This is a genomic window from Humidesulfovibrio sp., from assembly GCF_035560995.1.
GTDB lineage: Bacteria > Desulfobacterota > Desulfovibrionia > Desulfovibrionales > Desulfovibrionaceae > Humidesulfovibrio.
Window position 1 is genome coordinate 1 of the sequence record NZ_DATMYK010000077.1, and the last position, 12,102, is coordinate 12,102.

Genomic DNA, 12,102 nt, shown 5'->3' on the forward strand with positions numbered 1-12,102 from the left:
CTGGGGGCAGAGCCCCCTGTTGCCTCGTCCCCGCTCTAGCTGCACCCGCAGCCGGAGCTTTGCGCCTGGGCGGTGGCCTGCGCAGTGCATCCGCAGCCGCACACCGCAGCCTTTGCCGCCACCGGGGCGTTCAGCACCTCGTGAAACTTCGCGGCCGTGCGTCCGGTAAGCCCGATGCACAGCTCGTTGCCCCGTTGCGGGCTCAGCTTCTCCAGCACCGCCTCGCAGCGCGTGCAGCCAAAGGCCTCGGCGAACCAGCTCCGCACCGCTTCGGCCCGGATGGCGATGTCGTCCCAGGGCTCCTCGGCGCTTTCGCGCCCCTGGACCAGACCCAGAGCGATGAGTCCGCCGCTCAGGGCTCCGCACAGACCCTTCTTGCTGCGGCCCACCCCGGCCCCGAAGGCCGAGGCCGCGCGCGGGGCCACGTCCGTGGGCAGCCCCTGACCTTCCAGCACGGCCACCAGCACCGCTTCCGCGCAGTGCAGGCCGCCTTCCATGAGTTCCACTGCCCGCTTGTCCACTTCCTGACTGTTCATGGCATCCTCCTGTGCGCCGCAGCGCATTGACGTTTTGCAGACTTCGATTTACCGATTAGTCGTGAGATGTAATCGGGTCCAACGATTGTTTTGGATGCGGCTGAACGGAAAAACCGAACGCACGCGGAGGCCAGGTGGAACTGCGGGACTTGAAGACCTTTCTGGCCGTGGCGCGGCTTTTGAGCTTTCATCGCGCGGGTGCGGAGGTGCACGCGGCCCAGTCCACGGTGTCGGCGCGCATCGCCGCGCTGGAGGACGACCTGGGCGTGCGGCTTTTCGAGCGCCTGGGCCGCACCGTGGCCCTCACCCCGGCCGGGGAGCGCCTGCGCGACTGCGCGGTGAAGATGCTGGACCTGGAGGACGAGGCGCGGGCCTGGGTGGCGGGAGAGGGCGAGGCGCGCGGCAGCCTCACGGTGCGCGTGCCCGAATCCCTGTGCGCCTGGCGAATGGGCGCGGTCATCGGCCGCTTCCGCCAGCGCTTCCCCCGGGTGAGCCTGAGCCTCACCTCCTGCACCATGGAGGGGTTGGAGAAGGATCTGCGCCAGGGCGTTACGGACCTGGCCTTCCTCATGGCCGAGGGGGTGCGCGGCGGCGACCTGCTGGTGGAGGCCCTGGGTGTGGAGCGGCTGGTGCTGGTTTGTGCGCCGGGGCACCGGCTGGCCGGGCGCAAACGCATCGGGCCCATGGACCTGCGGGACGAGACCCTGGTGCTCTCCAAGGCGGACTGCTCCTACCGGCGCATGTTTGAAGGCCTGCTGGACGAGGCGGGGGTGACGCGCGCGGCCGGGGTGGAGTTCGCCAGCGCCGCAGCCCTGCGCGGCAGCGTTTTGGGTGGCCTGGGCGTGAGCATTCTGCCCGCCGTGGCCGTGGCCGACGACGTGGCCGCCGGGCGGCTGGCGGTGCTGCCCTGGGCCGAGGGCGAGCTGGAGACGGCGGTGCTCATGATCCGCCACCGCGACAAGTGGCTTTCCCCGCCCCTGGCTGCGTTCATGGTGCTGGCGCGCGAGGGGCTCTTGCCGGCGGGTGCGGGCCAGGCGAAGCCTCTGTCCGCCTGGGAGCCCCGGCCTGCGGGCAAAGCGGCAGGAAAGTCCTGCTGCTAGGGGGCTGCGCTGTCACCGCATCGTTGCGCACGCGACGTCAAACTGCGCTGGATTTCTTCCGGGCGAATGTTTAGAGAATCTTTAAAGCCAAGAGGCGAAACGCCGCATTCGGGAGGTGAGGACGCGTAACACATCAGAACGCCAGCACGACGACAGAGGACCCTGTCGGCCCGCACCCAGGGGCCGAAACCACCAGCCCAAGGGATCCTGATGGCCTCGAAAAATTTCGTGCTCGACACCAATGTGCTCATTGAGAATCCAAAATGTGTCCAGGCGTTGCGCAACGGCCAGGACAACAACATTCACATCCCCTACACGGTGCTGACGGAGCTTGACCGCCTGAAGCGCGACCCCAGGCTCGGCCATGTGGTCTCCCAGGCCGTCACCACCATCCTCTCCGACCCGGACGTGCACATCTTTCCCCCCGGCGGCAGCGCCCTGCCGCTGGCCACGGACGAATCCCCGGACGACCGCATCCTGCGCGAGATCACGCACCATCCGCTTTCCGAACCAATCCTCGTCACCAACGACCGCATATTGCAGCTCAAGGCCCGCGTGTCCGGCATCCCCTGTGAGGGCTACCGCGACTCCGTGCCTTTTCAGAGCGAATCGCAGATCTACACCGGCTTTGTGGAGGAGGGCGAGGAGCCCGTGGCCAACTCCTTCCGCTGGGAGAACGGCGTGCCCGTGTTCCATGGACCGGACGGGCCAAAGCCCATCGGCTACAACCATGAGATCTGGGGGCTCAAACCGCGCACGGTGTACCAGAACCTGGCGCTGGAGCTCATGCTCGATCCGCGCATCGACCTGGTGAGCCTGCAATCCGAGGCCGGATACGGCAAGACCTACCTGGCCCTGGCCGCTGCCCTGTATTTGACGCTGGAGCGCAAGGACAATCCCTTCAAGCGCATCTACCTAGTGAAGCCGGTGGTGGAGATAGGCGCCAAGATGGGCTTTCTGCCCGGCGACGTGGAAGAGAAGATGGGACCCTACGTGCGATACATCACGGACCTCTTGCTCAAGCTGCACGAGATAAGGCCCGCCAACCGCATCTTCCAGGACGCCCAGGCCGACGTGCTGAAATTGAACCCCAAGCGTTTCATCATCCAGCCCATCGCCTACATCCGGGGCATGAACCTGGAAAATTGCGTGGTCATCGTGGACGAGATGCAGAATTTGTCGCGCGGGGAGACGCGCGCGCTGCTCACGCGCATGGGCGAGGGGGTCAAGTGCATCTGCCTGGGCGATACGCGCCAGGTGGACAACCCGTATCTGAACGAGAGCAACAACGGCCTGAACTGGACCGTGAAGAAGCTGAAGGGCTTCAAAAACTACGCGCACATGGTGCTGAAGGGGGAAAAGAGCCGCGGTCCCATCACGGACATCGTGCTCAAGAGCAAATTGTAGGCGCTATTTGAACACGCCCGTGATCTTGCGGGCGATCTTCTTCACCGCGCGCACCGGGGCGGCGTACCATTCCTCGGTCTTGTGCTCCCTGCGCCAGTCCTCCGGCTTCTGGGGGTCGGGGTCTGCCCAGAGGCCCCGGCGCTCCTGCCGGGCGGCTTCCTGCAAGGTCCGCAGATTCTCGCACAGATCCTTGTGGCAGTACTTCTCGTACACCCAGGCCAAGCCCTCGCCCACCATCATCTCGTTCAGCATGCGCCCGTCCGCGTCGTACACCAAGGCCACGGTACGACCAAAGCGGTCCGTGTCCACCGGGGTTATCTCCAGCGTTTTGCGGCCGGCCAGTTTGCGCAGTCTTGTCTTGGCCTGGTAGCCATAGGCCTGCTTGAACTCCGGCGCGTCGATGCCGTAGAGCCGCACATTCACGATCTGCTCGTCCGGGCCGTAGACGGCGATGGAATCGCCATCGTGCACATTCTTGACCTTGGCCAAATAGGCCCAGGCCGGATCGGCCAGGCACAGCAGCACAAAGAACCCTGCGAGCGCTTTTTTCATCATGCAAAAATTTTCGCATACAATACGAACAGGAGTCAATTCGTACAGATACACGACTAAAAAGCTAGGGTAATGCGTATCAGGTTTTCTTGACTGCGTACCATTTTGTGCGTAATACCCCCACTGGGCGGGTGAAGACTATCTCTGACGACTGAGAAGGTGAAGCAGCTATGACAGAACAAACGGACACCAAACGCTACCGGGTGCTCTTGGCGGAAGACCATGCCCTGCTCCGCCAGAGTCTGAAGGCCTACCTTGAGACTCAGGGCCTGTGTCAGGTCATCGGCGAGGCGCAGGACGGCCGCGAGGCCATGCGCATGTACAAGGAGCTCCGCCCGGACATTGTGCTCATGGATCTTTCCATGCCCGGCGTGGACGGCATGGTGGCCGTGAAGGCCATCAAACGCGATTTCCCGGACGCGCGCATCATCGCCCTCACCGCCCACAGGAGCGAAGACTACCTCCATGCCGCCCTTGATTCCGGCGTGGACGGTTACGTAGTGAAGGCCGCCAGCGCCGAGGATCTGCTTACCGCCATCCGCGCCGTGTGCCGGGGCGAGGCGTACGTGAGCCCAGAAGTCTCGGCCACGCTCATCACCGGCTATCTGCGCAGCAGCCGCCCGGAGCGCACCTCTCCGTTGGAGGGGCTCACCGTGCGCGAGAGGCATATTCTGCAACTGGTGTTGCAGGGCATGAAAAACAAGGAAATCGCCGAGAAGCTGTTCCTTTCCACTCGCACGGTGGAAAAGCACCGCGCCAATTTCATGAAAAAGCTCGACCTGCACAACCTGCATCAGGTGCGCGAGTTTGTGAAATCCAGCGGCATCGAGCTGGAAAAAGGCCTGTAGAAAATCTGCGTATCCCGACATGGGCCGCGGGCGCGAATCGTCCGCGGCCTTTTTTTGTCCGCGTGCGGCCGCTTCAAGCGCGGGATGCGAAAAACCTCTCGCCATGGCGTTGACATCCCCGGTCGCCTGCTTATCTTTCCATCGCCCTAGCCGGACCGCCCGTCATGCCGCACGGCGCTTCAGCCGTCCGGTCCGGCGCGGCAAAAACAACACATATTTTAATGGAGGAGTTCCCATGAAGCTTTCCCCGTTGCACGACCGCGTGATCATCAAGCGCCTGCCTGAGGAAGAAAAAACCGCTGGCGGCCTGTACATCCCCGACAGCGCCAAGGAGCGCCCCATGCGCGGCACCGTGGTGGCCGCCGGCCCCGGCACCGACAAGGTCAAGATGCAGGTGAAGAAGGGCGATGTGGTGCTGTTCGCCAAGTACGCCGGAACCGAGTTCAAGATGGACGCCGAAGAGTGCGTCATCATGCGCCAGGAAGAAATCCTGGCCGTCATCGAAAAATAAGCGCTTCGCGCTCAAAATCACCACGTAAGGAGCACAGAAAAATATGGCCAAGACCATCCGCTTTGACGAAGCCGCCCGCGCCGGGCTCAAGATCGGCGTGGACACCCTTGCAGATGCCGTGAAAGTGACCCTGGGCCCCAAGGGGCGCAACGTGGTCATCCAGAAGTCCTGGGGCGCCCCCACCATCACCAAGGACGGCGTCACCGTCGCCAAGGAGATCGACCTCGAGGACAAGTTCGAGAACATGGGCGCCCAGATGGTCAAGGAAGTCGCTTCCAAGACCAACGACGTGGCGGGCGACGGCACCACCACCGCCACCGTGCTGGCCCAGGTCATCTTCGGCGAGGGCCTGAAGCTCATCGCCGCCGGCCGCAACCCCATGAGCGTGAAGCGCGGCATCGACAAGGCCGTTGAGGCCGTGGTGGCCGAGCTCGGCAAAATCGCCAAGTTCACCAAAGACCGCAAGGAAATCGCCCAGATCGGCACCATTTCCGCCAACAGCGACCAGGCCATCGGCGACATTCTGGCCGAGGCCATGAGCAAGGTCGGCAAAGAGGGCGTCATCACGGTGGAGGAAGCCAAGAGCATGGAGACCGTGCTCGACGTGGTCGAGGGCATGCAGTTCGACCGCGGCTACCTCTCCCCGTACTTCACCACCAACGCCGAAAAGATGACCTGCGAGTTCGACGACGCCCTGCTGCTGATCTCTGAGAAGAAGATCAGCAACATGAAGGAGCTGCTGCCCGTGCTGGAGCAGGTGGTCAAAATGAGCCGCCCGCTCATGATCATCGCCGAGGACGTGGACGGCGAAGCGCTGGCCACCCTGGTGGTGAACAAGCTGCGCGGCACCCTCAAGGTCTGCGCCGTGAAGGCCCCCGGCTTCGGCGACCGCCGCAAGGCCATGCTCCAGGACATCGCCGTCCTTACCGGCGGCCAGGTGGTTTCCGAGGACATGGGCCTGACCCTGGACAAGGTGCGCGCCGATTCCCTGGGCTCCGCCAAGCACATCACCGTGGACAAGGAAAAGACCACCATCGTCGACGGCGCCGGCAAGAAGGAAGACATCAAGGCCCGCATCAAGCAGATCGAGGGCGAGATCTCCATCACCACCTCCAGCTACGACAAAGAGAAGCTGCAGGAGCGCTTGGCCAAGATCGTGGGCGGCGTTGCCGTCATCAAGGTCGGCGCGGCCACTGAAGTGGAAATGAAGGAGAAGAAGGCCCGCGTGGAAGACGCCCTGAACGCCACCCGCGCGGCTGTCGAGGAAGGCATCATCCCCGGCGGCGGCACCGCCTTCGTGCGCGTGTCCAAGGTGCTCGAGACCGTGAAGGGCATCGACGACGATGAGGCCGCTGGCGTTCTCGTCATCCGCCGCGCGCTCGAAGAGCCCCTGCGCATGATCGCCGCCAACGCGGGCTTCGAAGGCTCCGTGGTGGTTGAGAAAGTGCGCGAGGGCAAAGGCGCCTTCGGCTTCAACGCCGGCACCGGCGTGTTCGAGGACCTCTACGCCGCTGGCGTCATCGATCCCAAGAAGGTGACCCGCGTGGCCCTGCAGAACGCCGCCTCCGTGGCCAGTCTGCTCCTCACCACCGAGTGCGCCGTGGCCGACAAGGCCGACGACAAGGACGACAAGAAGTAGGCCACGCGCCCGCTTCAGCACACGCTTCCAAAAGGCCGGGCGGCAATGCCCGGCCTTTTTCTTTGCCTGGGGTCTAATCGCCTGCGCCGGGCGGCCGATAAGAGAGGCAACTCCCGCATACGACCAGGCGGCAGGGGCTCCGGAACTCACTAGGGAGGGGACCGGAGCCCCTTTTTTGCGCTCTCTTGCGTGCTTTGTGGAATATGCTACGTAGGGACTGCGCAGCTGGAATTCTGTCCACAAGGAGTTGCCGCCATGGCCCGCATCCAATGGACTGATGCCTACACCCTGGGAATCAAGACGATCGACGACCAGCACAAGCACTTCCTGGACGCCTTGAATCAATTGCTGGACGCGCAAGAGGCAAGCGGCCAGGCCTGCGTGGCGGACAATCTTGTCGCGCGTCTGAAGGATTACGCCGACGGGCATTTTCACGTGGAGGAAGGCTTCATGCAGGCCTTCGGCTATCCCGGATACGAGGCGCACCTCATGGAGCACGAGCACTTCCGCGACACCGTGCGGCACTTCGATGAAGCCTGCAGCAACGGCGGAGGCGACTCTGCCGCCATCCTCGACTACCTGCAGAACTGGATGGTGCAGCACCTGACAGGGGTGGACAGGCAGCTGGGCCGATACCTGGAGCAACACCTGCGCTAGTGCAGCACGGACTGGTCAAGAGGGGAGCTTTTCCTGATTCCGCAGGGGCGCTGCCCCTGCACCCCGCCAGAGGGCACAAGGCCCTCTGGACTCCCTAGAGCGCGGGGTTCCTGCTTCAGCGTGAAGCCGCCGGAGCAGGAACCCCGCGCGGAGGGGCCGGGCGGAAGGCCGTGCGGGCGTTGAACTCCCCCAGCTCTGATGGATTTGGAAACCAAGAGTTCCTGCCCTGCCTGCCCCAAACGAGAAGCCCCGGAGCGCTTTGCGCTCCGGGGCTTCTCGTTTGGCCTGCGGGTCCAGGGGGTGCATACCCCCTGGACTGCGGAGCATATTCTCTTCTCTTACTTTTTCGCCTTTTCCAAAGCCCTTTTGAAGCCCTCGGCCGAGCGCTTGATGACGTCCTCGCCCACGCAGAAGGCCAGGCGGAAGTGCCCCGGACAGCCGAAGCCTTTGCCCGGCACGGCCAGGATGCGCTCCTCGACCAGCAGGCTCACAAAGGCCACGTCGTCGCCGCCGGGCGCCTGCGGGAAGAAGTAGAAGGCCCCGCGCGGCAGGGGGTACTGGTAGCCCGCGGCGTCCAGCACCTGCTTCATGGCGTCGCGCCTGCGGGCGTAGATGGCGGCGTCCACCTGGGAGCCCAGGGCCTTGGCCAGCAGCTTCTGCGCCAGGGCGGGGGCGTTGACAAAGCCCAGGATGCGGTTGGCCAGGATGATGCCCGCCACCAGCTCGTTCTTGCCGGGCATGGCCGGGTTCACCAGGGCGTAGCCCACGCGCGCGCCCGCCAGGGAGAGGTTCTTGGAGAAGGAGCTGACCACGACGGTGTACGGGTACAGGGGCAGCAGCGAGGGCACCTCGACGCCGTCGAAGGCCAGGAAGCGGTAGGGCTCGTCGGCCAGGAGGAAGATGGGGCGCTCGCGTCCTTCGTTCTTGCGGGTGAGCATGGCGGCCAGCTCGACCAGGGTCTCGCGCGGGTAGACCACGCCCGTGGGATTGTTGGGCGAGTTGATGAGCAGCACGCGGGTCTTGTCGGTGATGGCGGCCTCGAGGGCGGCCACGTCCAGGTCGAAGGTGCCGGGCTTGGCGGGGGCGGTCTTAAGCACGCCGCCGTGGTTCTCGATGTAGAAGCCGTACTCCACGAAGTAGGGCGCGGGGCAGAGCACCTCGTCGCCGGGCTCGATGACCGCGCGGTAGAAGGCGTTGATGGCCCCGGCCGCGCCGCAGGTGATGACCAGGCAGTCGGGCGCGATGTCCACGCCCTGCTCGGCGGAGACGCTCTTGGCCAGCGCCTCGCGCACGTGGGGGTAGCCGAAGTTGGGCATATAGCCGAAGGCGAAGGGCTGGTCGGCCTCGTCGGCGATGTCGCGCAGGCCTTGGCACACGCAAGCCGGGGGCGGCAGGTCGGGGTTGCCCAGGCTGAAGTCGCACACTTGGTCTTCGCCGTACTGTTTTTTGAGCTCTATGCCCGCCTCGAACATGCGGCGGATCCAGGACGAACGGTCCATGTAGCTTTTGACCTGGCTGGAAAGGATCTGCATGGGGGACTCCTTGCTTTACTGCGCGCGGGCAAAACGTGGGCGCGCGAAATGTGTGGGCGCAAGAGTAGCCGAAGCCCGCCCGAAAGCAAAGGGGCGGCGCAAGGCCGCCCCAGTCAGGGTTCAGTGCGGGGTTTAGTCGTCCAGCCGTTCCGCGGGCCAGGAGAGCAGGAACACGTCCTTCAGCCCCAGGTTCTTTTTGAGGAACCCGCCGATGTCCTTGCTCAGGTTCTTGTGCGCGGAAACGGTGTAGCTCAGGTTGTCCGGGGCATAGTCCTTGCCCAGGCTGTTCTGCGAGGCGCCGAAGCTGCGCGAGGCCGTGAACCCGCCCGCCGTGTGGATGAGGTAGTCGTTCAAGGCGTTGAGCTGCGGGGCGGGCGTGGAGGCCGGAACGACGAAGAAATGCACGGTGACCTTGCCCGCCAAGGCCGAGGTGGCGGCCAGGACGACAAGGGCCAGTGAAAGGGCGAGGTGTTTCAGCTTCATGTGCTGCTCCGAGGGGCTGGAGGGTTGCTGTTGTCTGTCTCTGCCGTTTTGGAGGCGTACCGTTTTCCGGCCTAGACCTCGACGCCCCAGATGTCCTTGGCGTATTCGGCGATGGCGCGGTCGGACGAGAAGTAGCCCATGCCCGCGGTGTTCAGGATGGACTTCTCCACCCACAGGTCGCCGCTGCGGTACAGCTTGGCCACGTCCTTCTGCGCGTTCACGTAGGAGCGGAAGTCGGCCAGGAGCATCCAGCGGTCGCCGTCGTGCAGCAGGGTGTCCACGATGGGCCGGAAGAGATCCGGTTGCAGCGGCGAGAAGTGCCCGGAGGCCAGAAGGTCGAGCACGCGGTGCAGCGAGTCGTCCTTGCTGTAGAACTCCCAGGGATTGTAGCCGCGCGCCTTCAGTTCGTTCACCTCCGGCGTGGTCATGCCGAAGAGGAAGAAGTTGTCCTCGCCCACGCGTTCGCGGATCTCGATGTTCGCGCCGTCCAGGGTGCCGATTGTCAGGGCCCCGTTCAGGGCGAACTTCATGTTGCCGGTGCCGCTGGCCTCTGTTCCGGCCAGGGATATCTGCTCCGAGAGCTCTGTGCCGGGGATGATCTTCTCGGCGTTGGAGACGCAGTAGTTCTGCAGGAAGGCCACGTTCAGGAGGCCGTTGCACTTGGGCTCGCGGGCGATGGTGTCGCTTACGGCGTGGATGAGCCGGATGATGAGCTTGGCCATGCGGTAGCCGGGCGCGGCCTTGCCGCCGAAGAGCACGGTGCGCGGCACGATGTCGTGCCCCAGCTTGCCGGAACGCAGGTCGTCGTACAGGCTGATGACGTGCAGCACGTTTAAGAGCTGGCGCTTGTACTCGTGGATGCGCTTCACCTGCACGTCGAACAGGCTGTCCGGGTCGAGCTTGCGGTCGATCTTGTGCAGCACGTACTCGGCCAGGCGCTGCTTGTTGCGGTGCTTCACCTTGGCCCAGCGGGCGCGGAACTCGGAGTCCTTGGCAAAGGGCTTCAGGTCCTCCAGGCGCTCCAGCTTGGTGATGAAGCCCGGGCCGATGGCCTCGGCGATGAGGCTGGTAAGGCCGGGGTTGCACTGCCGCAGCCAGCGCCGGGGCGTGATGCCGTTGGTCTTGTTGTTGAAGCGCTCCGGGAAGAGTTCGGCGAAATCGCGGAAGGTGCTGGCCTTCAGGATTTCGGAGTGCAGGGCCGAAACGCCATTGACCGAGTGCGAGCCGAGCACGGCCAGGTTCGCCATGCGCACGCGCTTGCCGAAGTCCTCGCCGATGAGGGACAGGCGCGAGAGGCGGTCGTCGTCGCCGGGGTAGAGCTTGCGCACCTCGTCCAGGAAGCGGCGGTTGATCTCGAAGATGATCTGCATGTGCCGGGGCAGCACGCGGGCCATGAGGTCCACCGGCCAGTGCTCCAGGGCCTCGGGCATGACGGTGTGGTTGGTGTAGGCGAAGGTGCCCACGCAGATCTCCCAGGCCTTGTCCCAGGGCAGCAGGTGGTCGTCCAGCAGGATGCGCATGAGCTCCGGGATGGCGATGGCCGGGTGCGTGTCGTTCAGCTGCACGGCCACCAGCTTGGGCAGGTCCTCGAAGCCCTGGTGGTGCTTCAGGTGGCGGCGGGTGATGTCCTGGAAGGTGGCGGCCACGAAGAAATACTGCTGCTTCAGGCGCAGCTCCTGGCCTTCCACGAAGTTGTCGGTCGGGTAGAGCACCTTGGAGATGTTCTCGCTCTTGGCCTTGTCCTCGATGGCGCGCAGGTACGCGCCGGAGTTGAAGAACTCCAGGTCGAAGTCGCGGCTGCTCTTGGCGCTCCACAGGCGCATGTTGATGACGTTGCCGTTCTCATACCCGGGCACCATCATGTCGTAGGCCATGGCCATGACTTTTTCGCCGCCTTCCCACACGGCGCGCAGGCGGTTCTGGTCGTCGGTGTAGGTGCGCACCTCGCCGCCGAACTGCACGGGGTACAGGTAGCCCGCGCGGTCGTACTCCCACGGGTTGCCGAAGCGCAGCCAGTTGTCCGGACGCTCCACCTGCCAGCCGTCCTGGATGCTCTGGTGGAAGATGCCGTACTCGTAGCGGATGCCGTAGCCGTAGGCCGGGATGTTGAGCGTCGCGAGGGAGTCCAGATAGCAGGAGGCCAAGCGCCCCAGGCCGCCGTTGCCGAGCCCGGCGTCCCATTCGGTCTCGCTGATCTCCTCGTAGTCCTGGCCCATCTGGGTCAGGGCCTCGCGCACCTGGTCCTCCATGCCGAGACAGAGGACGTTGTTTTTGAGGGAGCGGCCCACGAGGAATTCCAGGGAAAGATAGTACACGCGCTTGGCGCTTTCGTCGTAGTAGGAGCGCTGGGTGCGGATCCAGTGCTCGGCCATGCGCTCGCGCATGGTGTAGGCCACGGCCTTGTAATAGTCGTGGATGCTGGCGCGGGTGATGTCCTTGCCGAGGAAGGCGAACATGTGCCTGCGGATGTCTTCCTTCAGGTTCTCCACCGGGGAGCACTGCGCGGGCGGAATGATGGGCTCGTCCTTGGGGCTGGCCGTTTTCGCAGGCTTGGCGACGGGCTTCGTGGCGCTTCTGGATTCTGCGGCTGTCTTCTTGGCGGACATGGCGACCTCGACTACCGTTGATGGTGTATTTGAGGAAATAATATCCACTTTTTGCCTGTAATCTTAAAAAATAGCAAGCCGCTGACGTGTATGAAACAATTCGCGCCGCTGTCTCTTGACGCGCCGACAAGAGTGCGTATCCTCTAAAATACCCCACGAGGGTATACATACTTCAGCAGGAGGATTTGCCATGCACGCCAAGACCCCTTCCCGTCCGTGGAACCCGTATGT

Annotated in this window: 11 protein-coding genes; 6 read left to right on the top strand and 5 right to left on the bottom strand. The window is 64.2% G+C overall.

What is annotated here, in order from left to right:
- Positions 1-35 precede the first annotated feature (35 nt).
- Positions 36-536 (bottom strand): C-GCAxxG-C-C family protein, encoded by a 501-nt coding sequence (locus VN419_RS02925; RefSeq protein WP_325644270.1) that lies wholly within the window; start codon positions 534-536, stop codon positions 36-38.
- Positions 537-670: 134 nt separating this feature from the next.
- Between VN419_RS02925 and VN419_RS02930 the strand changes: the two genes are divergently transcribed.
- Together VN419_RS02930 and VN419_RS02935 are read left to right on the top strand one after the other, a co-directional pair.
- Positions 671-1,636: a LysR family transcriptional regulator gene (locus VN419_RS02930; RefSeq protein ID WP_325644272.1), complete on the top strand. Its 966-nt coding sequence runs from the start codon at positions 671-673 to the stop codon at positions 1,634-1,636.
- 210 nt (positions 1,637-1,846) lie between these two features.
- Complete coding sequence (locus tag VN419_RS02935) at positions 1,847-3,043, top strand: PhoH family protein (protein WP_325644274.1); 1,197 nt, start codon at positions 1,847-1,849, stop codon at positions 3,041-3,043.
- A gap of 3 nt (positions 3,044-3,046) precedes the next feature.
- Here VN419_RS02935 and VN419_RS02940 read toward each other — a convergent pair whose 3' ends face one another.
- The gene (locus VN419_RS02940) at positions 3,047-3,598 is read right to left on the bottom strand and encodes a thermonuclease family protein (RefSeq protein ID WP_325644276.1); all 552 of its coding nucleotides are present in this window, start codon (positions 3,596-3,598) and stop codon (positions 3,047-3,049) included.
- Between the two features lie 167 nt (positions 3,599-3,765).
- On the opposite strand from VN419_RS02940, the gene VN419_RS02945 reads away from it, so the two are divergent.
- The 4 genes from VN419_RS02945 to VN419_RS02960 all read left to right on the top strand — a co-directional run bounded on the left by VN419_RS02945 (position 3,766) and on the right by VN419_RS02960 (position 7,250).
- On the top strand, positions 3,766-4,443 hold the full coding sequence (locus tag VN419_RS02945) for a response regulator transcription factor (RefSeq protein ID WP_325644278.1): 678 nt from the start codon (positions 3,766-3,768) through the stop codon (positions 4,441-4,443).
- A 235-nt stretch (positions 4,444-4,678) separates the two neighbouring features.
- Positions 4,679-4,954, top strand: coding sequence for a co-chaperone GroES (locus VN419_RS02950; RefSeq protein ID WP_325644280.1), 276 nt, complete (start codon positions 4,679-4,681; stop codon positions 4,952-4,954).
- 43 nt (positions 4,955-4,997) lie between these two features.
- On the top strand, positions 4,998-6,593 hold the full coding sequence (gene groL / locus VN419_RS02955; RefSeq protein WP_325644282.1) for a chaperonin GroEL: 1,596 nt from the start codon (positions 4,998-5,000) through the stop codon (positions 6,591-6,593).
- A gap of 255 nt (positions 6,594-6,848) precedes the next feature.
- On the top strand, positions 6,849-7,250 hold the full coding sequence (locus tag VN419_RS02960) for a hemerythrin family protein (RefSeq protein ID WP_325644284.1): 402 nt from the start codon (positions 6,849-6,851) through the stop codon (positions 7,248-7,250).
- A gap of 338 nt (positions 7,251-7,588) precedes the next feature.
- Here VN419_RS02960 and VN419_RS02965 read toward each other — a convergent pair whose 3' ends face one another.
- From VN419_RS02965 to VN419_RS02975, 3 genes are all read right to left on the bottom strand, one after another.
- On the bottom strand, positions 7,589-8,782 hold the full coding sequence (locus VN419_RS02965) for a pyridoxal phosphate-dependent aminotransferase (protein ID WP_325644286.1): 1,194 nt from the start codon (positions 8,780-8,782) through the stop codon (positions 7,589-7,591).
- 132 nt (positions 8,783-8,914) lie between these two features.
- Complete coding sequence (locus VN419_RS02970) at positions 8,915-9,265, bottom strand: hypothetical protein (protein WP_325644288.1); 351 nt, start codon at positions 9,263-9,265, stop codon at positions 8,915-8,917.
- A 71-nt stretch (positions 9,266-9,336) separates the two neighbouring features.
- Positions 9,337-11,871, bottom strand: coding sequence for a glycogen/starch/alpha-glucan phosphorylase (locus VN419_RS02975; RefSeq protein WP_325644290.1), 2,535 nt, complete (start codon positions 11,869-11,871; stop codon positions 9,337-9,339).
- Positions 11,872-12,102 lie beyond the last annotated feature (231 nt).